General features: G+C 52.0%; 29 protein-coding genes. 4 read left to right on the plus strand and 25 right to left on the minus strand.

From position 1 onward, the window contains the following. Positions 1-74: 74 nt before the first annotated feature. From MKY12_RS16595 to MKY12_RS16655, 13 genes are all read right to left on the minus strand, one after another. Positions 75-1,112: an SAM-dependent methyltransferase gene (locus MKY12_RS16595; protein WP_339310003.1), complete on the minus strand. Its 1,038-nt coding sequence runs from the start codon at positions 1,110-1,112 to the stop codon at positions 75-77. Then, positions 1,109-1,891, minus strand: coding sequence for an ATP-binding cassette domain-containing protein (locus tag MKY12_RS16600; protein WP_339310005.1), 783 nt, complete (start codon positions 1,889-1,891; stop codon positions 1,109-1,111). The genes MKY12_RS16595 and MKY12_RS16600 overlap by 4 nt, the downstream gene beginning before the upstream one ends. Beyond that, complete coding sequence (locus MKY12_RS16605; RefSeq protein WP_339310007.1) at positions 1,891-2,214, minus strand: thioredoxin family protein; 324 nt, start codon at positions 2,212-2,214, stop codon at positions 1,891-1,893. The genes MKY12_RS16600 and MKY12_RS16605 overlap by 1 nt, the downstream gene beginning before the upstream one ends. A gap of 2 nt (positions 2,215-2,216) precedes the next feature. Beyond that, positions 2,217-3,068, minus strand: coding sequence for a deoxyribonuclease IV (locus tag MKY12_RS16610; protein ID WP_036726429.1), 852 nt, complete (start codon positions 3,066-3,068; stop codon positions 2,217-2,219). Beyond that, positions 3,058-3,873 (minus strand): DNA-formamidopyrimidine glycosylase family protein, encoded by an 816-nt coding sequence (locus tag MKY12_RS16615; RefSeq protein ID WP_036726428.1) that lies wholly within the window; start codon positions 3,871-3,873, stop codon positions 3,058-3,060. The genes MKY12_RS16610 and MKY12_RS16615 overlap by 11 nt, the downstream gene beginning before the upstream one ends. A 45-nt stretch (positions 3,874-3,918) precedes the next feature. Continuing rightward, on the minus strand, positions 3,919-4,707 hold the full coding sequence (locus MKY12_RS16620) for a TIGR01457 family HAD-type hydrolase (protein WP_339310009.1): 789 nt from the start codon (positions 4,705-4,707) through the stop codon (positions 3,919-3,921). Between the two features lie 293 nt (positions 4,708-5,000). Continuing rightward, a complete protein-coding gene (rnz, locus tag MKY12_RS16625; protein WP_209873631.1) occupies positions 5,001-5,951 on the minus strand; it encodes a ribonuclease Z in 951 nt (316 codons plus the stop codon). Between the two features lie 184 nt (positions 5,952-6,135). Beyond that, on the minus strand, positions 6,136-9,573 hold the full coding sequence (gene metH / locus MKY12_RS16630) for a methionine synthase (RefSeq protein WP_339310011.1): 3,438 nt from the start codon (positions 9,571-9,573) through the stop codon (positions 6,136-6,138). 109 nt (positions 9,574-9,682) lie between these two features. Then, a complete protein-coding gene (locus MKY12_RS16635; protein WP_051478100.1) occupies positions 9,683-10,159 on the minus strand; it encodes a FixH family protein in 477 nt (158 codons plus the stop codon). Positions 10,160-10,322: 163 nt separating this feature from the next. Then, complete coding sequence (locus tag MKY12_RS16640; protein WP_339248913.1) at positions 10,323-11,108, minus strand: HAD-IA family hydrolase; 786 nt, start codon at positions 11,106-11,108, stop codon at positions 10,323-10,325. A gap of 35 nt (positions 11,109-11,143) precedes the next feature. After that, positions 11,144-11,671, minus strand: a complete 528-nt coding sequence (locus MKY12_RS16645; protein ID WP_036726420.1) for a hypothetical protein — start codon at positions 11,669-11,671, stop codon at positions 11,144-11,146. 47 nt (positions 11,672-11,718) lie between these two features. Further along, positions 11,719-11,928: a DUF896 domain-containing protein gene (locus MKY12_RS16650; RefSeq protein ID WP_036695465.1), complete on the minus strand. Its 210-nt coding sequence runs from the start codon at positions 11,926-11,928 to the stop codon at positions 11,719-11,721. Positions 11,929-12,037: 109 nt separating this feature from the next. Further along, entirely contained in the window at positions 12,038-12,454 is a 417-nt protein-coding gene (locus MKY12_RS16655) for a LysM peptidoglycan-binding domain-containing protein (RefSeq protein ID WP_339248914.1), read from the minus strand. A 197-nt stretch (positions 12,455-12,651) separates the two neighbouring features. Here MKY12_RS16655 and lexA point away from each other — a divergent pair, with 197 nt between their 5' ends. Next, a complete protein-coding gene (gene lexA, locus MKY12_RS16660; RefSeq protein ID WP_036695466.1) occupies positions 12,652-13,278 on the plus strand; it encodes a transcriptional repressor LexA in 627 nt (208 codons plus the stop codon). A gap of 188 nt (positions 13,279-13,466) precedes the next feature. Further along, entirely contained in the window at positions 13,467-13,805 is a 339-nt protein-coding gene (locus MKY12_RS16665; RefSeq protein ID WP_076079347.1) for a L,D-transpeptidase, read from the plus strand. A 79-nt stretch (positions 13,806-13,884) separates the two neighbouring features. Here MKY12_RS16665 and MKY12_RS16670 read toward each other — a convergent pair whose 3' ends face one another. The 4 genes from MKY12_RS16670 to MKY12_RS16685 all read right to left on the minus strand — a co-directional run bounded on the left by MKY12_RS16670 (position 13,885) and on the right by MKY12_RS16685 (position 15,178). After that, complete coding sequence (locus tag MKY12_RS16670) at positions 13,885-14,103, minus strand: hypothetical protein (protein WP_036726416.1); 219 nt, start codon at positions 14,101-14,103, stop codon at positions 13,885-13,887. Between the two features lie 114 nt (positions 14,104-14,217). Then, the gene (locus tag MKY12_RS16675; RefSeq protein ID WP_036695469.1) at positions 14,218-14,439 is read right to left on the minus strand and encodes a hypothetical protein; all 222 of its coding nucleotides are present in this window, start codon (positions 14,437-14,439) and stop codon (positions 14,218-14,220) included. 91 nt (positions 14,440-14,530) lie between these two features. After that, positions 14,531-14,890 carry a hypothetical protein gene (locus tag MKY12_RS16680; protein WP_339248915.1) on the minus strand — a complete coding sequence of 120 codons (360 nt, stop codon included), beginning with the start codon at positions 14,888-14,890 and terminating at the stop codon, positions 14,531-14,533. Positions 14,891-14,905: 15 nt separating this feature from the next. Further along, the gene (locus tag MKY12_RS16685; RefSeq protein ID WP_339248916.1) at positions 14,906-15,178 is read right to left on the minus strand and encodes a hypothetical protein; all 273 of its coding nucleotides are present in this window, start codon (positions 15,176-15,178) and stop codon (positions 14,906-14,908) included. Between the two features lie 191 nt (positions 15,179-15,369). Here MKY12_RS16685 and MKY12_RS16690 point away from each other — a divergent pair, with 191 nt between their 5' ends. Together MKY12_RS16690 and MKY12_RS16695 are read left to right on the plus strand one after the other, a co-directional pair. Further along, complete coding sequence (locus MKY12_RS16690; protein WP_339310013.1) at positions 15,370-15,495, plus strand: hypothetical protein; 126 nt, start codon at positions 15,370-15,372, stop codon at positions 15,493-15,495. Between the two features lie 367 nt (positions 15,496-15,862). Next, entirely contained in the window at positions 15,863-16,450 is a 588-nt protein-coding gene (locus MKY12_RS16695) for a GNAT family protein (protein ID WP_339248918.1), read from the plus strand. A 383-nt stretch (positions 16,451-16,833) separates the two neighbouring features. On the opposite strand, the gene glnA is transcribed toward MKY12_RS16695, so the two are convergent. The 8 genes from glnA to MKY12_RS16735 form a co-directional block, all read right to left on the minus strand. Beyond that, positions 16,834-18,162 (minus strand): type I glutamate--ammonia ligase, encoded by a 1,329-nt coding sequence (gene glnA / locus MKY12_RS16700; protein WP_036724635.1) that lies wholly within the window; start codon positions 18,160-18,162, stop codon positions 16,834-16,836. 29 nt (positions 18,163-18,191) lie between these two features. Next, a complete protein-coding gene (locus MKY12_RS16705) occupies positions 18,192-18,602 on the minus strand; it encodes a MerR family transcriptional regulator (protein ID WP_019910684.1) in 411 nt (136 codons plus the stop codon). Positions 18,603-18,878: 276 nt separating this feature from the next. Then, positions 18,879-19,412, minus strand: a complete 534-nt coding sequence (locus MKY12_RS16710; protein ID WP_339248919.1) for an ATP-binding protein — start codon at positions 19,410-19,412, stop codon at positions 18,879-18,881. 28 nt (positions 19,413-19,440) lie between these two features. After that, entirely contained in the window at positions 19,441-20,694 is a 1,254-nt protein-coding gene (locus tag MKY12_RS16715; RefSeq protein ID WP_339248920.1) for a methionine gamma-lyase family protein, read from the minus strand. Positions 20,695-20,868: 174 nt separating this feature from the next. Further along, entirely contained in the window at positions 20,869-22,158 is a 1,290-nt protein-coding gene (gene hflX, locus MKY12_RS16720; RefSeq protein WP_339248922.1) for a GTPase HflX, read from the minus strand. A 32-nt stretch (positions 22,159-22,190) separates the two neighbouring features. Further along, a complete protein-coding gene (locus tag MKY12_RS16725; RefSeq protein ID WP_209880048.1) occupies positions 22,191-23,165 on the minus strand; it encodes an AAA family ATPase in 975 nt (324 codons plus the stop codon). Positions 23,166-23,255: 90 nt separating this feature from the next. Next, positions 23,256-23,912, minus strand: coding sequence for a YdcF family protein (locus MKY12_RS16730; RefSeq protein WP_339248923.1), 657 nt, complete (start codon positions 23,910-23,912; stop codon positions 23,256-23,258). Between the two features lie 3 nt (positions 23,913-23,915). Then, on the minus strand, positions 23,916-24,470 hold the full coding sequence (locus tag MKY12_RS16735; protein ID WP_036724625.1) for a DUF402 domain-containing protein: 555 nt from the start codon (positions 24,468-24,470) through the stop codon (positions 23,916-23,918). Positions 24,471-24,532 lie beyond the last annotated feature (62 nt).

Consider the following 24,532-nt stretch of genomic DNA (forward strand, 5'->3'; position numbering starts at 1 on the left):
TGCCCGCACCGGAACCGGCAAGAAGCCGGAGGTGCAGACTGCGGGATGCTTTCCCATAATCCTGCAAATATGAATTAATACTTAATCATATAAAGTGTAATCTCGTCCCGGTTGTGGAACAGCTGCTTCGCACGCTGGACCTGCATCCGCTGGCCTTCAAACATGGTGATGATCTCCTTGATCACCGCCATTGGCTTCTTGTGCATCAGCTTCACGGTAACAATCGCGCTGCCGCCCGGTGTCAGGCTATGCAGCAGTTCAGTGACCAGCTTCGCCATCAGCTTAGGGCTCCAGCTCATATCGCAGACCAGCAGATCGAATTCGTTCTCACGGAATTTGACCTCTCCGGCATTTTTGCGCAGAATCTTGAGTGCCGGATTCTTACGTAAGGATTCGTGCATCAGCGCCGGATCAACAGCGGTAACCTTGAGACCGCGTTCCAGCAGGAACGAGGTCCAGCCGCCTGGAGAAGCGCCGATATCGACCGCATTCTTGAAGCTGTAGAACGGAATGGCGAATTCCTTCTCCGCCTCCATCAGCTTGAATTTGGCCCGTGAGATCTGTCCATCCTCCTTGCGGAAGCGGATCATGCCGCCATTCCAGCTGGACAGGTTCGCCTCCGGCCGGGATACACCGGCATACAACGCGTCACCGTCCGCATAGACGGAAATCACCCAAGCGGGCTCCTGCACGGTGAACTCGGCGTCCAGGCTGTCAAGCCTGCCCTGCAGCCATTCACGCAGCTCACCAGGACTCTGCTCCCAGAAGGAGGACGAGCCTTTACGGACATGCAGCGACACCTTCTCGCCTTGCAGCTCCGAACGCCGGCTTAAGTATACCGCCAGCCGTTCCAGAGCTGGCAGATCGCCGGTGTCCTGGAAATCAACAGGCTGGATGTGGCGCAAGAAGATCGGCAGGTTCTGTGCCAGCCGCTGCACTACCTCCTCCGGCTCCGCCTCAAGCGTGGCCAGGAAGATTTCTCCCGGCAGCAGCAAGGTGCTTTTCACCGCTCCGAACAGGCGTCTAAGCTCCTCCTGTGCATAGGGGGCGAAGCCATGATTCGCTGTGCAGATATATCTTGAAATGATCTTGTCTTCCGTAGCATCGTTCAAATCGCTTGGCCTCCAGAACTTATTTTTATCCAGGGACGTCCGTTATCCCATTCAACCTTGACCGGAAGATCATAGGTAGCCATCAGCATCTCCTGCGTCAGCACCTCTTCCTTGGGACCGGATCCTGCCAGCTTCCCGTCACGGATCAGCGCCACGTGAGTGAAGAGCGGAACAATCTCCTCCACATGATGGGTGACATACACCACTCCAACGTTATGCTGCCGCAGCTTGTCGATCTCGGCAAGCATTTTCTCCCGTTCATATAAATCAAGACCGGCGCAAGGCTCGTCCATAATAAGCAGCTTAGGCTCTGCGATCAGGCAGCGGGCCAGCATAGCCTTCTTACGCTCCCCCTGGGATAACAAGCCGAACGGATGATAAGCCAGTTCGCCGAGGTTCATCTCCTCCAGTAGCTTAAGCGACCGGTCCTTCACACTTTGCGGAATCTCCTGGTAGAAGCGTAAATACGCATAGGCACCAGTAGCTACAACCTCCCAGACCGGGTCGGTCAGCGAGAGCTTTTCCATCAGGGACGGGCCGATATAACCGATTCGCTTGCGCACCTCGCGCAGATCACATTGACCGTACTTGTACCCCAGCACTTCAACAGAGCCCTTGCTGGGGAACAGGTAGCCGGTCATCATTTCCAGCAGGGTGGTTTTGCCGGAGCCGTTACGCCCGAGAATGACCCAGTTCTCCCCCTGCTTCATAGTAAGGGATACATCGTCAAGAATCAGGCTCTCCTCCCTGCGCAGGGACAGATGTTGTAAAGATATCATTATAATGTCACTCTCCTTATGTATGCCAGCACCCGTTCAACAGAGTGAATGGAATAGATGATGTCCGGTTCAGTGCTGCGGTCAGCAGATACGGCCAGCAGAGCGGGCACACTTGAGATTTGATAGGTGTTCACCAGATCAGGGAGCATATTCACATTCCCCTCAGCAATCACAAGATTAGGCGGAAGCAGATGCTCCGCCACCTCAATCATCCGCCGGGCTGCCTTACAGGTTCCGCATAGCGGGGTATGCAGGAACAGGACAAGCGGCTCGCCCTTCGTGGCCAGCAGCTCCAGCAGCTCCGGCTGATTCATTTCCTTCATCTTCAATCCTCCCCCGCCTCAAACCAGGTCCTCACAGCAGCAATCTCCGCTCTGTGCGTGCCATCCGGTCCCTTTTCTGTTTCCATAACGATCACTTTATCAGCCAGGAACTCCATCTTCACAAGCTGGCTTAGCGCCGCACCCCCGATGTATCCGCTACCGATTCCAGCATGTCTGTCCCGCCTTGAGCCGTAGGGGAACCGGGAGTCATTCAAATGCACAGCCGCCAGATTCGCCCAGTACCCCAGCTTCTCACCGCGTACGATAAGCTCGTCCGTCTGCTCCGGATTCCAGATGCCTGCAGCGAAAGCATGGCAGGTATCGAAGCAAAAGCCGATCTTCTCCGGGTAGCGGCACAGCTCACGGACCTTAACCAGCTCTTCGGGCGTCATGCCTTCATACCCATGATTCCCTGCCATATTCTCAAGCAGCAGCTTGGTTCGTCCGGTCCAGTCTGCCAGCACCTCGTTCATACATTGTATAATTTTTTGATAACCCTGTAACGGCTCCATCCCGGCAAAATGACCGAAATGCACCACAATGCCCACCGATCCGCACGCCTCGGCAATCTCCAGATCGTTGCGCAGGGAGGCAATCATCACCTCTCTGTCGCCCGGACCAGCAGCCAGATTCGTCGGATACGGGGTGTGGGCAATGGAAGCCATCCCCTGCTCCCGGCAGTATTCTGCGCAGCTGCTTGCATCGCGGTAGTCTACCGGCTTCAGCTTCAGACTGCGCGGATTCTTCGGAAAATACTGAAAACATGTAGCCCCGCTCTCCCTGGCGGACCGGGCAGCCTGCCCGTACCCGCCGCGTATGCTGACATGCGCCCCTATGAAGGGGCTATGCGTCATGCTGGCAATCCGGGCAATAGAATACCTTGCGTCCGGACAGCTCTGTCTTCACTATGGTTCCCCCGCCGCGCAGGCAAGGCTCGCCTTCGCGGTCATACACTTTACAGGCATCATTATAAGAACCGGTCACGGTGTCGCCGGTCATGAACGGCATTTCCATATACCCGCCGATTTCAGTGGCATCCGTTAACACCTTACGCACGCTGTCGTACAGCCGGGTCACCGCTTCCGGTGACAGGTTCTGAACAAGCGTAGATGGTAGCAGACGGGCTTCATAAGCAATCTCGTCAGCATAGCAGTTGCCGATTCCGGCCATAACATGCTGGTTAACCAGCAGACTCTTCAGCGCGCCACGCCGTCCCTTGAGCAGTCCGGCGAAGCGTTCGGCCGTCATCCGGCGGTCCAACAGCTCGGGTCCAAGCTTCCCCATTGCCGCTTCACCCTCCTTGACAGACAGCAGATGGAGATAGCCCAAACGCAGTCCCATGAAGTAGAGGATATGCTCACCGAACGCAAGCTCAACCTGTGTAGTACGGTCAGGACGTTCTTCCTCTGTACCATAGAACAGTAGCCCGCCCAGCATCAGATGCAGCAGCAGTCTGCGGCCGTCATGCAGGTGGAAGAGGATATGCTTGGCGCGGCGTTCCACGAATACAATTCGGGCACCGACCAATCCCTTCACGAATTCTTCAGTCTCCATATTGATAGTCTTTTCTCTATTTACGGTTACCCCTGTAATGGGTACGTTTATTAGATGCTGGCTAAGCAGCTTTCTGTAATTCTCCATTTCCGGCAATTCCGGCATATTGTCATCTTCCCTTCTTGGATGGTCAAATGGTCACCTTTGTCATTATACACCGAGCAGTACCATAAGTTCAGCTAAATCAGCACAAATTTCATCAGGCTTGACTCCGGTCAGCTGCTGGTAATGCACCAGATTATCCCGGGTGGTAAGTCCCGTAAGCACCAGTACGGTCCGGCAACCTGCATTGGCACCCGCCAAGATATCCGTTCTCATATTGTCGCCCACCATCACCGCATCCTCCGGCTTGATGCCGAGCAGAGATGTCGCATATGTCACCAGGTACGTCTCGGGCTTGCCGATGACCACGGGCGCCACTCCGCTGGCTGCTTCAATAGCTGCACCTATCGTACCTGCACCGGGCATCACTCCGTCATCGGAGGGAAGCATCAGGTCGGGATTGGTCAGGACGAATCTGGCTCCTTCACGAATCCAACGCGAGGCGCGGGCTAGTGCTTCATATGTAAAAGAACGGTCAATCCCCTGCACAACATACTGCGGATGCTCGGAGACCAGGGTTAGCCCTGCCTCTGTGCAGGCTTCCACCAGCCCCTCTTCTCCAAGTATCGCCACGGATGCTCCCGGAGATTCTCCGGCAATGTAACGCGCCGCAGCCAGCGATGAAGTGCAGACCTCCTCGGGCCTGGCTTCAATGCCCATTCCGCGCAAATGCGCAGCTACACTCGCCGGTGTTCTTGAAGAGTTATTCGTCACATACAGGAACGGAATCTCCGCCGCACGAAGCGCTGATATCAGCCGCTGGGCTCCGGGGATCATTCTTCCGCCATGATACAAGGTGCCATCCAGATCAATTAACAAGCCTCCGATATTGTTCATAACCCCTCCTGTCGATTCGAACTCGGTGGTTCATCTCATTTATTATTAACCCTATGAATTATATTTCAGAGCAGCGGCGGCTTCTCCGGGAAGTGAGCTGTGAATGGATTTATTGCCCGCCTGCCTGCGATTTTTAGCCGCTTCGTTTCGGCATTTTCTCTACTGCTTCGTACGCTTAATCCTCAGCTTTTACTTTAAATTTAACGTTCTTCGTCGAACGCTAGCGAACTCCTGCAGCGCCCGGCTATTTTTGGCATAGGCCTGTCATTTCCTGCGCTTTCCCGGAAAATAATTCAGTCCGCAGCGTCATTTCCCGGGGTTCTCCGGTAGACCGGGAAGGTGCAGAATTCCTCTGCCAGCAGCGTATTCGGGAAGATCTCCTGCGCTTCCTTCAGCAGCGGAGCGAGCTCCTCCTGCGAAGTGTAACGCGAGCTGAAGTGGGTCAAGATCAGCTCAGCCCCGCCTGCATCCCTTGCCAGCTCCGCAGCCTGCTGTGCAGTGCTGTGATGATATTGATGAGCCATTTCTGCCAGGCTATGAGCAAATGTCGCCTCATGAATAATCAGATCGGCATCCTGCGCCAGCGGCAATGAGCCCGCACAAGGCCGGGTATCTCCCAGAATAACTACGATACGTCCGCGCTTGGGTGCATGAATCACCTCGGCCGCCCGGATCAGCACGCCTTCATCAGTCGTGATATCCTCACCTTTTTTTAACCGGCCATATAGCGGTCCCGGCTTCAGTCCATAGCTCTTCAGCAGCTCCGTATTCAGGTTACCCGGACTGTCCTTCTCCGTAACCCGGTAGCCATAGCTGTCAATCCGGTGCTCCAGCAGTCCTGCTTCCACCTTGAAGGTCTCATCCTCAAAAATCAGCCCGCCGCTGTGCTCCACAATCTCCAGCTTATAAGGAATGCGGGACTGGCTGACAGACAGCGATATGTCCAGATATGCCTTGAGCCCGGGAGGTCCGTACACCGTAAGCGGTGAAGTCCCGCCCTGGTAGCCCCTGCTGGAGATGAGTCCGGGCAGGCCAAACAGATGATCACCGTGCAGATGGGTGATAAATAGCTTCTCCAGCTTGCCCAGCCGCAGCGGCGAGCGCAGAACCTGATGCTGTGTCCCTTCCCCGCAGTCGAACATCCAGAAGGTTCGCCGTTCTTCAAGCAGCCGGAGTGCAACCGACGTCACATTGCGCTGCAGCGTCGGCACCCCGGCATTCGTTCCGAGAAAATAGATTTCCATTATGCCCCTCCTCTCTCTCGCTCTGATGTCTTCATTATTTTTTGTGATCTTGTCTGTTCTTATGACAAGAATTCTACTCTGTTTTTGCTGCAAAAGCATCTTTTGCAGCAAAAAACCTCCCGGTAACGGGAGGTTCCGAAAAGTCGGGGCAAAGCCCCTTCTGGCCGGTTAGCATGTGGATGGCTCAGAGCTTCTCCACATTGAAGTACTGCGCTTCAGGGTGGGCAAAGACCATCGCCGAGACCGAAGCCTCCGGCTCCATCATGAAGCCCTCGGTAAGCTGCACGCCGATATCCTCAGGCTTCATGAGCTTGAATAACGGCCCCTGATCCTCCAGATCCGGGCAGGCCGGGTAGCCGAAGGATACACGGATGCCCTGGTAACGCGCGCCATGTCTTTGCTTCATAGTCATATCTGCCGGGTCCGGGAATCCCCAGGTATCGCGCATCATATGATGGACACGTTCAGCCAGACCCTCTGCGACTTCAAGAGCGACTGCCTGCAGAGCATGGGAACGGAGATAATCACCCTTATCCTTAAGTTCAGTCGATAATTCACGGACACCATGTCCCGCAGTAACCACCAGGAAGCCAACATAATCCATAACTCCGCTCTCCACTGGCTTCAGGAAATCAGCAAGGCAGAGATACGGCTCCACATTCTGGCGCGGGAAGGTGAAGGTATGCAGCACCTTAGCCTGATCCTGCGGATCATAGATCAGAATGTCATTCCCGCGTGACTGGGCCGGGAAGAACTGGTACATCGCATGCGGGACGATCGTGCCTTCGAGCATCGCCTGATGCAGAATATCGTCAACGGTCTCTTTCAATTCTACCGTACGCGGGTCCCGCGCTGCCAATTGCGCCTCTACAGAGCCGCGCAGACCGAGATGATGGCCGAGCAGCATCTGCATATTCACATAAGGAATCACATGTCCCAGCGGATAATTCCGCAGGACATGACGCTCCAGATCAGGCGGGATGAACACCGGGGCATCAGCCGAGATTTTGGAGCGGACTGCGCGCGTAAGCTCGGGAAGCGGCGCTTGCGGAGCGACAGCTACGGCAGCCTCAGCCTCCTCGCGGACCTCCTCCTCAATCTTCACCCGCTCCAGCGGGTTCATCAGCCGGTTGGCGATATCCAGACCGTCCATGGCATCCTTCGCGTATAAGACGAGTCCGTCATATTCCGGACGGATTCGGGTCTTGGTGAATTTGCGGGTCAGTGCCGCACCGCCCACCATAATCGGCACATCAATACCGGCGGACCGCAGATCCTGCGCAGTCAGCACCATCTGCTGCGCCGACTTCACCAGCAGTCCCGACAAGCCGATGGCGTCAGCCTTTTCCTTGCGGAAGGCTTCAATAATATTCTCTGGCGGAACCTTGATCCCCAGATTGACGATCTCATAACCGTTGTTGGAGAGAATAATCTCGACCAGGTTTTTACCGATATCATGCACATCACCCTTGACGGTCGCAAGCATGATTCTCCCCTTAACCGAGGTCTCATCCTTCTGCATGAACTGCTCCAGATGGCTTACTGAGGCCTTCATGACCTCCGCACTCTGGAGCACCTCTGCCACGATTAATTCATTGTTATTGAACAGCCGTCCGACCTCAGACATCCCCGCCATCAGCGGTCCATTAATGATCTCCAGCGGAGGCGAGGTCTTCAGCGCTTCATCTAGATCCGGGATCAGCCCCTCCTTAGTGCCTTCTACCACATAGGAAGCTAGGCGCTCCTCCAGGGAGAGATTGGAGATCTTCTCCTTCTTCTCGACCTTTTTGCCGCGAAAAGCCGCCACGAACGCAGACAAGGTATCGTCATTCGTATTATAGATCAGCTCTTCTGCGAGCTTGCGCTCCTCTTCAGGGATCGATGCGTACCGCTCCACCTTCTCGGTGTTCACAATGGCATAATCCAGACCGGCCTTGGTGCACTCGTACAGGAATACCGAGTTCAGCACCTCGCGGCCGGCTTCCGGCAGACCGAAGGAGACATTACTGATACCGAGAATAGTGTGAACAGCAGGCATAGCCTCCTTAATCAGACGGATGCCGTCAATCGTCTCCTTGGCGGAGCCGATATACTGCTCATCCCCGGTTCCTACAGGGAACACAAGGGTATCGAAGATCAGATCCTCGGGAGCCAGACCGTATTTGTTGACAAGCAGATCGTAGGAACGTCTGGCCACCTCAAGTTTGTCCTTAGCCAGGATGGCCTGACCGGTCTCATCGATAGTGCCAACTACAATCGCTGCTCCGTATTTATGAATCAGTGGCGTGACAAGCTCGAACTTCTCTTCACCATCTTCAAGGTTAATGGAGTTAATGATCGCTTTACCCTGACAATACTGCAAGGCCAGATCAATGACCTTCGGGTCCGTCGTATCGATCATTAACGGCACCTTGACCTTCTTCACCACCAGCTCCAGGAACCGCATGATATCTTCCGTCTCATCCCGGTCCGGGTCCTGCACGCAGACATCAATAACCTGTGCGCCGCTCTTCACCTGGGCACGGGCTATCTCCGAAGCTTCCTCATATTTCCCCTCGACGATTAGACGCTTGAACTTCCGGGAACCGAGGACATTGGTCCGTTCACCGACCATATACGGACGGTTCTCACTCTCCACGTACACCGGCTCTATCCCCGATAAGGCCGGAGGATGCTGGCCGTCCAGCTTACGCGGCGGGTAAGCCGCCATCACTTCAGCCATCGCCCGGATATGATCAGGAGTCGTTCCGCAGCAGCCGCCGGCAATGTTCAGCCAGCCCTTCTCAGCGAAGCCGCCCAGCTTACGGGCCAGAGAATCCGGGGATTCATGATAATTCCCGTTCTCATCCGGCAGACCTGCGTTCGGGTAACAGCTGACGGCCGCTGAAGAGATCGCGGACAGCGAACGGATATGATCCCGCATGAACTCCGGTCCGGTAGCACAGTTCAGTCCGATGGACACCGGCTTCAGATGCTCCAGCGAAATATAGAAGGCTTCTATATTCTGACCGGCAAGTGTAGTTCCCATAGGTTCAATCGTTCCTGAAATCATCACCGGCAGCGTAATTCCGCTCTTCTCGAAGGCGTTACGGATGCCAATGCTTCCAGCCTTCACGTTCAGGGTATCCTGGGATGTCTCCAGGAGCAGCGCGTCCACCTTGCCGTCGATCAAGGCAACCGCCTGTTCTTCATAGCTGTCTATAAGCTCCTTGAAGGTGACTCCCCCGGTGACAGAGAGCGTCTTGGTGGTCGGTCCCATAGCTCCTACAACATAACGCGGGCGCTGCGGTGTATCATATTTATCTGCGGCATTACGTGCAAGTCTGGCGGCCGCAAGGTTAATCTCCCGGGCACGGTCCTGTATATCATATTCGGCAAGCACCACTGAAGTGGCACCGAAGGTGTTCGTCTCAATCAGATCCGCACCGGCCTCCAGGTATTTCTCATGAATGTCCTGTATAACCTCCGGCCGGGTCAGCACCAGCATTTCATTACAGCCATCCAGGTCATCCCCGCCGAAATCCTCGCCGGTGAGCGGCACCTGTTGAATCATGGTACCCATAGCTCCATCCAGTATCAATATGCGCTGCTGCAAGCTCTCAGCAAGTGTGTATTTGGCCACTTTCCATCCCCCCAGTGAAACATTAGAGTAATTTTAGCAGAATAAAGGGATTTCGGAAAGCCTTCCTTTCCACCCTGCATTATTTGTATTTCCATTGATTTCATTTCTATTACGGCGCTACCACAAGTTTCTTGCTTGGCATGGAGTGCTGCGTCCGGGCAGTCACATGTGAAGTGACACTGAATTCGCCTGCCTCTGCAAAGGTATGTTCCCCGACATAAGCCCCTTCTCCGGCACTTTCACCCTTGATTTCAACCTTCTTGGTCTTATCCGCTGCCTCGTTGACCTCAAACATTACTTCTCTCGCATCATCCACTGGTTCACCATCCTGTGTCACCACAGCCTTGAAGCTAACTGCCGTCCCTGCGGTTACTTCCTCCGGGGTCCAGCTCAGCTCCACCTTAATCGGTGACATGGAGGAATTGGCCGCAGCATGCATCTGCATCTCATCTTCCTTATTCCCCGAGCATCCGGCTAGCGTCATCCCCATCACAATGCATATAAGTCCCCTGCGTATCCTTGGCTTCATCATCTGAAGTCCTCCCGGTTCATAGGTAGATTCTTCTTCATCCACGAACATATCCATTCTATATTACAATGAAAGTCAGATCGCTACTCTTCTTATTATACACATTTTATTCAATTTGCCTTAAAGAAGCTGCATGATTCACTCGTGAACATGAGAATAGTCATATCTTTATAAAAAAAGCCAATATCCGAAAATAGGATACTGGCCTCATAGAATTCAATTATAAGGAGTCTACCAGCGGCAGAAGCTCCGAGAGATGGCTGATCTGGTAATCCGGTGTAATCTCCGGGTCGGAGGCTTTGCTATTTCGGTTGATCCAGACCGTAGTCAGTCCGGCAGACAAGCCCCCAAGAATATCTGTCGTAAGCTTATCGCCCACCATTATACCTTGTTCCGGAGTAATATCCAGCAGTCCGAGCGCATGCTCGAAGATTCCCTTGTCCGGCTTGCCTTTGCCGAAGCTTCCCGAAATCACAATGTGGTCAAAATACGGGGTAAGCTCCGGCACACCATCCAGCTTCTCCTGCTGAAGAGCCGGGCAGCCGTTCGTCAGCAGCAGCAGCTTCACCTTACCGCGCAGCTCGTCCAGCACCTGAAGCGTCTCCTCATAGATATAAGGACGGCTGCGGCGCTCTGCGGCGAACTTGTCAGCCAGCTGTGCAGCCAGCGCTTCATCCTCTACCCCGAGTGAGGCCAGGCCACGGCGCCAGGATTCCTTACGGTAGACAGGGGCAAGCTGTTCCAGTTGACGGAACTCAGGCTGCTCACCGGCAGTGAAGTTCGCCCACAGCGCTTCATACGGGTTAATACCGATCAGCTTCGTGAACGGATACGTCTCATAGGATTCGTAAAGTGTACGGGCTTCCCTGCGTACAGCAGCTTCCAGCTCCCCGGGATCAACGGAATCTCCAGCAGCCTCACAAGCATAGCGGAAGGCTTCTTCCACACTGCGGTCATCCCACAGCAGAGTATCGTCAAGGTCAAATAGAACGGCGGTAATCGGCATTTGTTCTCCCACTCCCTATATGCTGGTCTGTCTTGCTATTCGTGCACGACCTCAATGTTGTTGTTCTTGGCGAACTGCTCCAGGCGTTCCCCCATCGCAGCAGTGTCATAACGGTTAATCAGCTTGGAGAAAATCCACTGCTTGCGCTTACCCTTATACTTAATGGTAACTACACTGCGCGATAAAGTGATCTTCTCAATATCCGCCGCAGCCAGGAAGCGTTCGCGGTTGTATTTAATAGTAGAGATACGCGCACGCTCAACCTTAAGAAACGGACGGCGGAAGAACAGCAGCGCAGCGAGCAGGAAGTACAGCACTACACCCAGCCAGTTGGCCAGAATCCCGCTTCCTTTGGCTTCGTCAATTGAGCCGACCACCCAGAACATGATACCGAGCAGCATCAGTACAACGGGGAATACGATATTTCGGCCTTTGAAAATATCGATGCTTTTCGCGGCAGTCTTAGTGCTGGAAGTGTAAATGGAGTCCTTCCCCTGCTTCTTTCTTTGCTGGTTAATTTGCTTCGTGTTGCGTTGAACCATTCTTTCCCAAGAACGGGCCATGTAAGTTCCCCCTAGTCATCCTGTATTATCTATGAAAAGGCAACAGGCTAATGCTTAAGTCCGTTATTGCCTTCTTCATGCTCCGGATTGTCCACAATTTCGATGGTATCAAGCTGGGCCCGAAAGTTAGTGCGGATATTCCCCAGGTAAATCTCGCGGAGCTTGGCACGTTCAGCCAGTTCCTCTTCATTCAGGCCGCCGTTCTTAGCTTTGCGTGCCAATTCATTGATGCGTGCGACCAATTCGTCAATATTCAATACGTTTCCCTCCCTCTAAATTCATTTTAACTTTGCCATGAGAAAAAGAGCTTGTCAAGGTCTACCCCCTGAAAGCTCTCCGAGTCGATCATTAGCCTGCTGCATTCCTTCAGTATAAAGGTAAAGTCAGAATATCTCCGGCCTTAATGACGCTGTTCTCCAAATGATTACTCTTCATTATTCCTTCTATATATACGGCTGTCTTCATGTCCCCAGGCTTGTTGCTTAACGCAATACTCCATAAGGTATCCCCGCGTTCGACTACGATCCGCTTATCCGGCTTCATCGACGAGACCGAACCGGCAAAAACATTCCCCACCACAGTGAATCCCGAAATAACAAGCATCAGCACCAGGACCAGCTTCATCAGGCTGACCTGACGGAATAGTGATGAGAGCGCAGCGAGACTATGAAGAATACCGTCCTTGATCTTGGTTACATAACTATGAGCAGTTGGATTACTGGGAGCGGACACCTTGATATCCTCATTATTGTAGATGCTGTTGTATGTACTATACTTTAACATGATTATCATCCTCCAAACACATGTTCTTGCTTTCGAAAATAATATAACACGAACATGTGTTTCGATCAATAGTTTTTTCGGAACATTTGTTCTCTTTATTTCCGTTCTCTTATTTTCCTCATTTTAGAACTTATGTTTGTACGAACGGAAGTTCTATGTTATAATTTTCCCAAACATAGTATATGGGGTTGATACCGATGTCAAAGATTTCTAGTCGTCAGCTGGCGATCCTGGAATTTATACGTAATGAAGTCCGCAGCAAGGGTTATCCTCCGTCCGTCCGCGAGATTGGCGAGGCTGTCGGCCTGGCCTCCAGCTCAACCGTGCATGGTCACTTGGACCGGCTTGAGAAGAAGGGCCTGATCCGGCGTGACCCAACGAAACCGCGTGCCATTGAATTACTCGGCCAGGAAGATTCAGAGAATGTGCATCAATTCGTCCAGACCGTTACCCGCATCCCGGTAGTGGGTAAGGTTACAGCTGGTGTTCCTATTACAGCAACAGAGAATATTGAGGATTACTTCCCGTTGCCTGCTCATTATGTAGGTGATAACAAGGTATTTATGCTATCTGTCCTTGGTGACAGTATGGTGGATGCCGGAATTATGAACGGGGATTATGTCATCGTGCGCCAGCAGCAGACTGCCGACAACGGCGATATTGTTGTAGCGATGACCGAAGAAGATGAAGCAACTGTCAAGACCTTCTACAAGGAACGGGATCATATCAGGCTGCAGCCGGAGAATCCGGCGTACGAGCCTCTCCGCCTCAACCGCGTTACAATTTTGGGCCGGGTCATCGGATTATTCCGCGATATCCACTAATCTACTCCCCGCTTAAGAACAGGCTGCTCCGCACCATGCGAAGCAGCCTGTTTTATGTTCATTTTACTTCGTGTGGTGGCCAAAAAGCTGTATACAAACATTTGTTCGCATTCAGCTTTTTGGCCATTTTTTCTGCGAACCGCTGCATAGCTCCGCACATATCCTGTTACAAAGGAGTGCTGATCTGTATGCCCAATTACCGAATTATCGTCGATCTGTCACAGCGCATGCTGTATCTGCTGGATAATGACGTTGTCACCAGAGGCTTCCCTGTCGGCATCGGCAAAATGTTAACCGTCTCGCCTGTAGGCGAATACACCATCATTAACAAACAGCCCAATCCGGGCGGTCCGTTCGGTGCCTTCTGGATGGGACTGTCCAAGCCGCATTACGGCATCCACGGAACCAATGACCCATCCTCCATCGGCCACATGGTCTCACACGGCTGTATTCGAATGTATAACGCAGATGTTCTGGCTCTAGCCGCCCTCGTTCCCATAGGTACCCGTGTCACCATCCGGGAATAGGAACGTCGCAAAAACCCTTGAGACGCCAGATTGCGTCCCAAGGGTTCCTGTGACTCATATAAATTAGAGCGGATACAGACTACAGCACACTTCTCAACAGACGGATAGCCACCGTATTCAAACGGATGGCCTCGCGGATCGATTCTCTGGCTGCCAGCAGTTCTCTTCTGGCCCGCGAACCTCTAGGCACCCTGCGCAGATTCTCATTGATCTCTTCCAGTCTCTCCAGCAGGATTGCCCGCTGTGTCAGCAGGACATTAATGGCTCTGCGAATCCGGTTACGTTCTCTTTGGCTCATCTTTACACCTCTTTTACACTTGGATAGTATAAGAGATGCCAAGAATGGCTCCAAAGATTGTGTGATTCGGCAGTAATGTTAGTTAGAGCTGCAGGTAGTGGGCAGCGAATCTGCTTACTTCTTGTTCAATCGTACCCGGAATTCAAATTCATCGCGTCTATAAGTCATTCCGGCCAGCACAATGTACTCCGGTGTCCATTTCTGTACAGGTCCGGCATAATCAGCAATCACATGCGGTTTGCCATCAACCAGCTGAACGACGTAGACCTGTACCTGTGCCAGTGCGGCAGCGAATAGATCAGCATCACTGGACAGTACTTTATAAGCCGTATTCAACTTCGTTCCTCCTTGTTCCACAACCATATTAAAGATTCCGTCTCGAATCTATTCAATTATACCGGGTCATGGAACAATATGTAAACCATATTTACAGCTTAATAAACAGGATTTTGAACAATCCGATATACTTCTTCGTGGCCCCGCCATCCCGGGTAAAAAAATTGGTATTCTTAAGGTCCGGTACACTGAATACAGAAAACAAAATGTAGTTATCCCTCACGGTCAAAGACTCAATTACAGGCTGGGCCACCTGCTTGGTAATTCCGTCGCCTATTTCCTGACCGAGCGTATTTTCCAGATTCTTTACAGAATATTCACTGAATGCTTCCTTTCCCGGATTCGTAACCGCCATCACAATCAGAACAAGGATAAGAACCAGTAACGACTTACCGCCCGATCTCCTGCGGACTCTGCGTACAGGGCTTGGCGTATCATAACGCGAATTCATTCTTTTTCCCCTCTACTACAGAATATATAGTATCTCTAGCAACATGACCCCCAGCGGATTCAACATCATCCGGTAGACGAACAGCATCCCACCTGTAATGCCACTGCCCCCGACATCAACGCTGCTCCAATCCCACAACGGCAGAGCCGGCGCATCCAGCCCATATTGCTCCATAAGCCTAGCTTGGGTCTCCGCTGGCACAGCCGCTCCTTCCGCCCCAGCCACCGGACATGTTAGCGCCAGGATGAGCATCAGCGAAAGCATAATCTTATATGTATTCTTCATCATCCGCTCCCATGTCTGCCACTAGAATTCTCTTCTGGTTAAGTATATAGGAGATGGAATAGTATGTAAAATGATTTGATCTGGAGTTATAATTCCATTATATTATGATGTGAGAGCTTTGTTCAGTCGTCATCATCACTCCTCTCCCCCATACTAAAAATCGGGAGAGTTTTTTTTATGTAGGAGGTAAATGTATGAATGGAAATAAAGTTATCATCATTCTTCTGTCCATATCCATACTGGGTGTAATCCTTTACTTCGGAATAGCTTATGGACTGCTATGGTATATCATCCGGCCCCCGATTCCTCTCGAAGAATAATCTATTAAACCTGGGAGGAAACGTTGAATGGATTTTCGCTTAAGGCAATGCCGCTCATCCAAGGCGTTCTGATCACCGAATATTCGCCAGAGATCCTCGCTACGATTAACCAACTTACAGAGCAGCTAGGCACATACTACGTTTGGTGGGAGTAGGCGCCTTTTTTATAAACATACTTCGGAATAACTTATATACTAATGTAGCAGATCTTCCGCCCTCCCCCGTTTGACTTTGAACAATAATCTTAGAACTTCACCATCTAAGTAATGTCATCATGTTAAGATTACTTATAATCAAAAAGCACCTCCAAAATATATATTTCATGAGATAAACTTATAGAATCGTGATATTATTTGGAGGTGTACTTATGCGAAATATAGATTATACAAACTATTATTGGCAGGATGATGAAATTAGATTGCGTTCAATAGAGGCTGAGGATTGGGAAAGTATATATTTAACTGCATTCGATACCCCTGCCCGTCGTTTTCTGGAATGTACTATTGAATTGCCGCCTACAATCTCGGGTGCGAAGAAATTCGTTGAAGAGAACGTTGAATTTTCGTCCACTAATGGCCGAATCATGTTTACTATTGAAAATATGAACGGTGAAACGGTAGGTGGTATTAATCTAAACAGCATTGACGAGAGGAATGGTACTTTCAGCATAGGTATTGTAATTGATCATCCCTATCGAGGTAAGGGTTACGGTACCAGGGCAGTGCACATGCTTTTAAAATATGCATTTTTCGAGCGTAGACTTAATAAATTTAATGATTATGTTCTGGACGGAAATAAGGCATCGGCTGCTATGCTTAGAAAAGTAGGATGCGTTCAAGAAGGAGTCCGACGTCAAATCTTCTATATCAATGGTAAATATCATGATTCTATGTTGTTTGGTTTAACAAAGAATGAATATAGGGATCTTCATCATAAGGATCACCAAAATATATAATCATACATTAACCTAATCAGAGACGTTCAGTTCCATATACCAACAGCAGTCCGGGATTTATTTCTCGGTAAAAGAGAGCTGTTGGTTTTTTATATTAGAGTTTGTTGAGGTGATCAAATTGAAGAAATACAACAGATCTGAAAAAGTCATTATTGGAGTGCTGCTTGGTATGACTGCTGTGCTAGCTTTAGGAAGCCTGCTTTTTTGGTATGTCTTCACCACAATCTAACTAACCCTTCGCGGCCGCCAATTGTGTTCGGTTTTTTGTATACATCTTGAACCCCACATACGTAAGAGCACTAGATCCCCGGACAGATGTAAATCATACTCTCTAAAAAATATAAAAAGCCCCCGGCGCGAATAGCGCCAAGGGCTGCTGTATCCTAGTAAAGCGTCATGTACTGATCTCTTTCCCACTCGTGAACCTGGGTGCGGTAGATGTCCCATTCAATTTCCTTCAGCTCGTAGAAGTGGGCCAGGGCGTGTTCGCCAAGGGCTTCTGTGATCACGTGGCTGCGGATCATTTCGTTCAGGGCTTCCTTCAGATCGGCTGGCAGACTTGGGATGCCTTCTTCGATCCGCTCTTCTTCGGACATCACATAGATGTTACGGTCGATAGGAGCTGGAAGATCGAGCTGACGCTTGATTCCATCCAGACCTGCCTTCAGCATAACAGCGAGTGCAAGGTAAGGGTTAGCCGCAGGGTCCGGGTTACGAACCTCAACGCGTGTGCTGAGTCCTCTCGAAGCCGGAATACGGATCATCGGGCTGCGGTTACTTGCAGACCAGGCTACATAGCAAGGTGCTTCATAACCAGGCACCAGACGTTTGTAAGAGTTGACAGTCGGGTTAGTGATCGCTGCAAAAGCACGTGCGTGCTTCAGAATCCCTGCCATGTAATAACGGGCAGTCTTGCTAAGTCCCAGCTTATCGCTCTCATCGTAGAACATATTCTCTTTGCCTTTGAACAGGGATTGGTGAGCGTGCATACCAGATCCGTTCATACCGAACAGCGGCTTAGGCATAAAGGTTGCATGCAGGCCGTGATGGCGGGCTACCGTCTTCACAACAAGCTTGAAGGTCTGAATCTGATCCGCTGCCTTGATGGCATCGGCATATTTGAAGTCAATTTCATGCTGGCCGGAAGCCACTTCGTGGTGGGAGGCTTCAATTTCAAAGCCCATCTCTTCCAGTGTCAATACGATTTCGCGGCGGCAGTTCTCCCCAAGATCCATCGGCGCCAGATCGAAATAACCACCCTGGTCATTCAGCTCTGTAGTCGGATTGCCCTTCTCATCTGTTCTGAACAGGAAGAATTCCGGCTCCGGTCCGACATTCATAGCTGTGAAGCCCATTTCTTCCGCTTCCTGCAGACAACGCTTGAGGATACCACGCGGGTCTCCGGCAAACGGTGTGCCATCCGGCATGTACACATCACAAATCAGACGTGCCACACGGCTGTCAGTCACCCAAGGGAAGATAACCCAGGTGCTCAGGTCAGGATACAGATACATGTCGGATTCTTCAATCCGCACATAACCTTCGATGGAAGAGCCATCGAACATCATTTTATTGTCGAGTGCTTTTTCAAGCTGGCTTACCGGAATCTCTACATTCTTGATCGTTCCCAGCAAATCGGTGAATTGCAGGCGAATAAACCGGACGTTCTCGTCCTTGGAAATGCGCAGAATATCCTCTTTAGTAAAGCTCACGTTACCCTCTCCCTTTCAACAGCTCTATATTATTTATTAAAAAACCGGGATAGCTCACCTTGAATTAGAGACACTTGTCCCGGTCTTTTACCGGAAACCAGCTCCTGCTTCAGCAGACGGTGAAGCTGCGAATCAGACAACTCTCTACGTCTCACCTCTGTGTCAGGGGTAATAACCGTAGCTTCTTCAGATTCCTTCGAGACAGGATTCATCACCTGCTTAATGCCGGCAATATTAACACCCTTCTCAATCAACGCCTTGATCTCAAGCAGACGTTCCACATCATTAAAAGAGAACAAACGCTGGTTGCCGGAGGTACGCGCAGGTACGATCAGGCTGTGCTGCTCATAATAACGAATTTGTCTGGCGGATAGATCTGTTAACTTCATTACGATTCCAATCGGAAATAATGCCATATTTCTGCGGATTTCATCACCCATGACTCATCCAACCTTCCAATGATCTTTTTCTCATCTCATTGTACATTTCCTTATATGGCGTGTCAATGGTATGTGAGTTTTTCTCACAAGATTTCTTTCACCCATTGTGAGATTAACAGATCAAAGTGTCCGATGCATGGGATTTGGTTCCCCGAAGTATATCACAAAGAGCAATCCGCAGGCAAAATCCGCCCACATAACAGGGCTTTAGTTCCGATGACGAAATAGGTGCTTTGCGGGGGCCTTAAAGGCTTACTGTACATGTTTCATGGCATGTCACGCTTCAACGACCCATTCCCCTTCTCCAGCCGGAGTCTCGAATCCGTTCAGGAAACGGGTCAGAATCTCCTCGGTAATGGTGAATGCCGCATTGGCATCCATCCGCTCGCTTCTTAACAGGAGCCGCCGCCGTAGCTCTTCAAGCTGTACCTTGAGGAAGATCACAGCCCATTTCCCGCCATACTCCCCGATCAGATGCTTGTAATCATCCCGGCGCTGCCGCTGCCAGAAGCTGAAATCCACCACCACATGACGCTTCGCCTGAACCAGCTGCACCAGCTCTTTGCGCAGCTTGCGTTCCGACTGTTCCTTCAAGGATTCGTACTCCTCCTCAGGATAATCTATCCCGTAGCGGCCATATGTACTCCAGATATCCTCATCGATGGACAGCCGGACGAACCCCTCATGCTCCAGCTTAAGCGCAAAAGTCGTTTTGCCCGAACCCGCTACTCCGCACATCATGACGACTAGTGGAGCCTTGTCCGCACTCCTTTTCTGCAACAATCCCTCGATTGCTTCTGCTTCGTACATCGGCCTCTGCCTCCTATGTGTTCGAGAACTACAGCAGCTTGCGCTCCCTCATACTCTGCAAGGCCATTAACACGCCGTATTTGACATGAGAATAGGTTAATCCTCCCTGCATGTATCCGATATACGGTGCGCGGATGGGCGCGTCGGCTGACAGCTCCAGGCTTCCGCCCTGGATGAATGTCCCGGCAGCCATGATGACCGGATGCTCATACCCCGGCATGTCCCAAGGCTCAGGCACGACATGGCTGTCTACCGCTGCTGCGCGCTGGATACCTTGTACGAAGGCGATCAGATGCTCGGGTCCGTCAAAAGCCACCGCCTGGATCAGATCCGTACGCGGCTCATGCCAGGCAGGCTTGGTGATGAAGCCGCAGCGCTGAAACACCGCCGCAGCGAAAATACTGCCCTTCACGGCTTGTCCCACCGTGTGCGGGGCCATGAACAGGCCTTGATACAGGCCTCGCGTTGTGCCCAGCATCGCCCCTACCTCGCCGCCGATTCCTGGGGCTGTCAGGCGGTAGGCCGCCAGCTCCACCAGATCTGCGCGGCCGCAGATATAACCGCCGGTCTCAGCGATCCCGCCGCCGGGATTCTTGATCAGCGAACCGGCGACCAGATCAGCGCCAACCTGCGGCGGCTCCAGCGTCTCGGTGAATTCTCCGTAGCAGTTATCCACGAATACGATGACATCCGGCTTAATAGCTTTTACCCGTGCTGCCATCTCGCCAATCTCAGCGACCGTGAAGGACGAACGCCAGTCATAGCCGCGCGAACGCTGGATTCCGATCACCTTGGTCTTGTCATTTATCGCTAAGGCGACCTCATCCCAGTCAACCTTACCTTCTTCTGTCAGCGCAGTCTCCCGGTAGCCGATACCGAAATCCGCCAGCGAGCCTGTCCCGTCTCCTGGCTTGCCAACTACCTTGTGCAGCGTATCATAGGGACGTCCTGTAATGTACAGAAGCTCATCTCCGGGCCGCAGCACACCGAACAGAGCGGTAGATATGGTATGAGTTCCTGAAGCGAAATGCGGTCTGACCAGCGCCGCTTCTGCACCGAATACTTCGGCATAGACCAAATCCAGCACCTCACGCCCCCGGTCGTTGTAAGCATATCCGGTAGAGCCCGCGAAGTGAAAATCACTCACATGCTGGCGCTGAAAGGCTTCGATCACCTTCCACTGATTATGATCCACAATCCGGTCAAGCGCCTTGACCGCACCTTCGATTTCTAGCTCTGCAGCTTCCGCTGCCTGTAATAAATCCTCTGCAAATCCTGCCATGTTCCCTTCATCTCTCCTAACATTGTGTATAATAAGGCCTCGCTTCTGCATCAGGCAAAACCCGCACAGCAAAGCCTGCCTGGATCAATCTCCAAAGCAGACTGTTGCAATGCGTTGATATAGATGCTTCCTCTCTCACCAGCCAAGTCAGTTTCAAACGGTTCAGCTGAGCAATTATTGCGGCTCCACGAATTCAGCCAGCTTATAGCTCCATTTATCGTAGTCCTCTTTATTCAGTCTCACGTTATAGAGTACATCGCTTCCGTCATAATCCTGTTCAAGCACCTCGCCCACCCGGTAGAGCAGAGAGGACAGATCCCCGCGGTCACCGGGAATGCGGAAGATCAGAGTATCCCCGGCCAGCTGATCGTTGATGATCTCCGTGATCCGTGAGAGGTCCTCCTCATTAAAAGCACTGATCTTTAGGAAGCCTTCACCGGTCGGGAGCATCTCCAGCTGCTCCGGCTGACACAGATCGATTTTGTTGAACAATACGATCTGCGGCTTGCCTGCCGCGCCCAGATCCTGCAGAATCGTCTGAACGACCTCCATCTGCTCCTCACGCATCGGAGAAGAGGAATCCACCACATGCAGCACCAGATTGGCTTCATTGACTTCCTCCAGCGTAGCGCGGAAGGAGGCTACTAGATCATGCGGCAGATTCTGAATGAAGCCGACGGTGTCCGTAAGCACGACCTCCTTGCTGCCCGGAAGCTGAAGCACACGCGAAGTCGGGTCAAGGGTAGCGAACAATTGGTTCTCGATGTACACATCGGCATCGGTCAGCTGCTTCAGCAGCGTGGATTTGCCCGCGTTGGTATAGCCTACCAGTGCCACCTGAACCGCACCGCTCTTGCGGCGGTGTTCACGGTGCAGCTCACGGGTCTTGACCACCTCATCCAGCTGGCGCTTCAGCTCTGTAATCCGCTCACGGATATGCCGGCGGTCCGTCTCCAGCTTGCTCTCTCCGGGACCTCTCGTACCGATTCCGCCACCCTGACGCGACAGATTCTTGCCTTGCCCGGACAGGCGCGGCAGCAGATAAGACAGCTGGGCCAGCTCTACCTGGATGATCCCTTCCCTGGTCTTTGCCCGTCCAGCAAAGATATCGAGAATCAGCTGCGTACGGTCAATGATTTTGAGATCCAGCGCCTCTTCCAGATTACGCACCTGCGCCCCGGACAGCTCCTGATCGAAGATCGCGGTATTCGCGCCAAGCCCGTCAGCGGCCATCCGAAGCTCCTCCACCTTGCCTTTACCGATAAACCACCTGGAATCCGGGGTCTCCTTATTCTGCCGCAGTACATCCAGAACCTCTACCCCGGCGGTCTCTGCTAATTGTACCAGTTCCTGAAGCGAGAGCTCAGGGTCAATCCCGGTACGTTTGATCTTGTCAGTCACCAGACTGACAAGAATCGCCCGGTCCTGCACTTCTGTCTCTGTGTCATGTGTTGTAGTTGCCATTCATTCCATGCTCCTCATCTATTCTTCCTGGACTATCCTTTGAAATCCTCGGTCCGCAGCGTCATCAGCTCCTGCTTGCCCGGACTTGTACTCTCATACTGGTTCAAGAGCCGCACAGCCTGTGCGCGTACCGCCTTCTCAATACTGTTGCGTACATATCTTGCATTGCTGAAAGCATGCAGACTCTCTGTCTTCTCCATAAGCAAATGCTGCTTGAGTCTGAGTATGGCCTGCGGCATCAAAATATAATCACGGTCCTTGGCCATCAGCTCGGCAATCTGCAGCAGCTGGTCGATGGTATAATCGGGAAATTCAACCTGGATCGGAAACCGCGAGGGCAGGCCCGGATTGCTCATCAGAAAATAGTCAATCTCGCCGGAATACCCGGCCAGAATCAGGACAAACTGGCTGCGGTGGTCCTCCATCGATTTGACCAGCGTGTCGATGGCCTCCTTGCCGAAATCCTTGTCTCCGCCGCGGGCCAGACTGTAAGCTTCATCGATGAAGAGAATACCGCCGAGCGCTTTTTTCACCAGATCCCGCGTCTTCTGGGCAGTATGTCCGATATATTCGCCTACCAGATCTGCGCGCTCTACTTCAATCAGATGCCCTTTACTGAGCACACCCATCCGCTGGAACAGCTTCGCCACAATCCGTGCAACCGTGGTTTTGCCAGTCCCCGGATTGCCCTTGAATACCATATGGTAGGCCTGGCCTCCGGTGGCAAGTCCGGCTTCACTGCGCATCTGGGCCACCTGCAGCAGGGCATAGATCTCGAAGACCAGCTCTTTGATGTTATCCAGACCTACAAGTGCATCCAGCTCCCGGCTCAGCTCCTGGAACAGTCCGCTATGGCTGCCGGGCTTGGGAGCTGCCGTGCCGCCTGCGCTATCAGCCGGCAAGCCGGACACCGGGGCCGGAGCCTGATTATTCAGCACAATGTTAATCTGCCTGGACGGTCTGCGTTCTTCCCGTCCGCTGCTTGCCGCCGCTACATGTCCGTTCACCTAGTTCACCTCATTATACAGGTCTGACTTGCTCTAACCAGTCTATTCCAGTATAAAAGGCGTTATTAGCAGTTTTGGAAATTAGCAGATTTACAGCGACAGCTCCTGCAATTTCCATTTGGTGTAGGCCAGAATCTCGCGGGACTTATACTTAAGCATCGACATCACTTTAGACTCCGTGACGCCAAGCTCCGGGTTCTTATACCCCAGCTTACGCGCAGTCTCCAAGGCGCGGCGGCCATGAAAATCATGGGTAATCACGACAGCTGAAGACAATCCCTCCTGCTGCATGACTGTCTTGCTGAACAGCAGGTTCTCGTAAGTGCTGGTAGACTGGTCCTCCAGATAGATCACCTTGTCAGGTACTCCATGGGCAACCAGATACCTCTGCATGCCTTCGGCTTCCGTGTACTTATACTCCGGCTGATCCAGCCCTCCAGAGACAACAAAATGGCTGAATGCACCAGACTTATACAGCTCAAGCGCATAATCCAGCCGTTCCTTCAGCCCGGGGCTCGGTTCATCGCCCCACATCGACATCCCCAGAATAACTCCGGCGTCCGCCTTCACCATGGGCGAGGTGGTTGCTGCACTGTTAATTCTGTTAAAGACTACTCCGCACCAGATGAATCCGGCCACAATCAGTACCAGCAGCGAGACCAGCAGCACCCTCTTCGTGCGGTGGCGGCGCTTGCGCGACACTTTGCGGATCGGGGATGAACCCCGTTGGTAGACATACCAATCCATGATCTACTTCCTCCTAAATTCTCCGTGATGAAACAATTCGGCACGATGCTTCAGTGAAAGGGAGAAATACGGAAAGGCATGAGCGTCTATCGCACGCAGAATTGAATTGGCTGTTGACCAGGCTAACTGATAATCACTGTCCGTGATATCTTCCCGCTCCAGCGCTTCCTCCAGCTCATCCTCATCCAGCAGAAATACTTCACCATTCCACAGCACTACAACATCCAGATACAGATCGTCGAACCAGGGAACCCCTTGATCGGTCACGCCCTGGACCTTGCAGGTGTCAATGTACCACTGCACAATATTTTGCCGTTCATCAAACATGGCCGTCACAATATAGTGGCTGTCCTTGGGAAAATACTGCAGCCATGAATATCCCTTGTCCGCAATGCGGTATGTATGCCTGCCGTAACTCTTCCATAGCGGCTCCTTCAGCCCGTATATAGTGTAGAGTGTGATATAACCGCTGAACTCCCGGGTCTCCACATAGCGGCAGGCAAAATGGCGGCGGGTAATCCTGCGCCAGTTGGCCCGGTCTCCGAATTTACGTTTCATATGAATAACCCTCTTCTGATAATGGTGCATTCAGCTTAACACATTTTGCAGAGACACTCAAA

Origin of the sequence: Paenibacillus sp. FSL M7-0896 (genome assembly GCF_037975415.1) — a bacterium.
In the GTDB taxonomy this organism is placed as follows: domain Bacteria; phylum Bacillota; class Bacilli; order Paenibacillales; family Paenibacillaceae; genus Paenibacillus_AQ; species Paenibacillus_AQ silagei.

Excerpts from the sequence above, each read along its gene's own strand:
- MKY12_RS16715 (WP_339248920.1), bottom strand. The coding sequence starts at position 20,694 with ATGGCAGGATTTGCAGAGGATTTATTACAGGCAGCGGAAGCTGCAGAG.
- MKY12_RS16695 (WP_339248918.1), top strand. The coding sequence starts at position 15,863 with ATGCGAAATATAGATTATACAAACTATTATTGGCAGGATGATGAAATT.
- MKY12_RS16645 (WP_036726420.1), bottom strand. The coding sequence starts at position 11,671 with ATGGCCCGTTCTTGGGAAAGAATGGTTCAACGCAACACGAAGCAAATT.
- MKY12_RS16610 (WP_036726429.1), bottom strand. The coding sequence starts at position 3,068 with ATGACGCATAGCCCCTTCATAGGGGCGCATGTCAGCATACGCGGCGGG.
- MKY12_RS16730 (WP_339248923.1), bottom strand. The coding sequence starts at position 23,912 with ATGGATTGGTATGTCTACCAACGGGGTTCATCCCCGATCCGCAAAGTG.
- hflX (WP_339248922.1), bottom strand. The coding sequence starts at position 22,158 with ATGGCAACTACAACACATGACACAGAGACAGAAGTGCAGGACCGGGCG.
- MKY12_RS16670 (WP_036726416.1), bottom strand. The coding sequence starts at position 14,103 with ATGAGCCAAAGAGAACGTAACCGGATTCGCAGAGCCATTAATGTCCTG.
- MKY12_RS16705 (WP_019910684.1), bottom strand. The coding sequence starts at position 18,602 with ATGGGTGATGAAATCCGCAGAAATATGGCATTATTTCCGATTGGAATC.
- MKY12_RS16635 (WP_051478100.1), bottom strand. The coding sequence starts at position 10,159 with ATGGATATGTTCGTGGATGAAGAAGAATCTACCTATGAACCGGGAGGA.
- MKY12_RS16605 (WP_339310007.1), bottom strand. The coding sequence starts at position 2,214 with ATGAAGGAAATGAATCAGCCGGAGCTGCTGGAGCTGCTGGCCACGAAG.
- MKY12_RS16735 (WP_036724625.1), bottom strand. The coding sequence starts at position 24,470 with ATGAAACGTAAATTCGGAGACCGGGCCAACTGGCGCAGGATTACCCGC.
- MKY12_RS16640 (WP_339248913.1), bottom strand. The coding sequence starts at position 11,108 with ATGCCGATTACCGCCGTTCTATTTGACCTTGACGATACTCTGCTGTGG.
- lexA (WP_036695466.1), top strand. The coding sequence starts at position 12,652 with ATGTCAAAGATTTCTAGTCGTCAGCTGGCGATCCTGGAATTTATACGT.
- MKY12_RS16615 (WP_036726428.1), bottom strand. The coding sequence starts at position 3,873 with ATGCCGGAATTGCCGGAAATGGAGAATTACAGAAAGCTGCTTAGCCAG.
- MKY12_RS16690 (WP_339310013.1), top strand. The coding sequence starts at position 15,370 with ATGAATGGAAATAAAGTTATCATCATTCTTCTGTCCATATCCATACTG.
- MKY12_RS16600 (WP_339310005.1), bottom strand. The coding sequence starts at position 1,891 with ATGATATCTTTACAACATCTGTCCCTGCGCAGGGAGGAGAGCCTGATT.
- MKY12_RS16655 (WP_339248914.1), bottom strand. The coding sequence starts at position 12,454 with ATGTTAAAGTATAGTACATACAACAGCATCTACAATAATGAGGATATC.
- MKY12_RS16710 (WP_339248919.1), bottom strand. The coding sequence starts at position 19,412 with ATGTACGAAGCAGAAGCAATCGAGGGATTGTTGCAGAAAAGGAGTGCG.
- MKY12_RS16685 (WP_339248916.1), bottom strand. The coding sequence starts at position 15,178 with ATGATGAAGAATACATATAAGATTATGCTTTCGCTGATGCTCATCCTG.
- MKY12_RS16665 (WP_076079347.1), top strand. The coding sequence starts at position 13,467 with ATGCCCAATTACCGAATTATCGTCGATCTGTCACAGCGCATGCTGTAT.
- MKY12_RS16620 (WP_339310009.1), bottom strand. The coding sequence starts at position 4,707 with ATGAACAATATCGGAGGCTTGTTAATTGATCTGGATGGCACCTTGTAT.
- MKY12_RS16680 (WP_339248915.1), bottom strand. The coding sequence starts at position 14,890 with ATGAATTCGCGTTATGATACGCCAAGCCCTGTACGCAGAGTCCGCAGG.
- rnz (WP_209873631.1), bottom strand. The coding sequence starts at position 5,951 with ATGGAAATCTATTTTCTCGGAACGAATGCCGGGGTGCCGACGCTGCAG.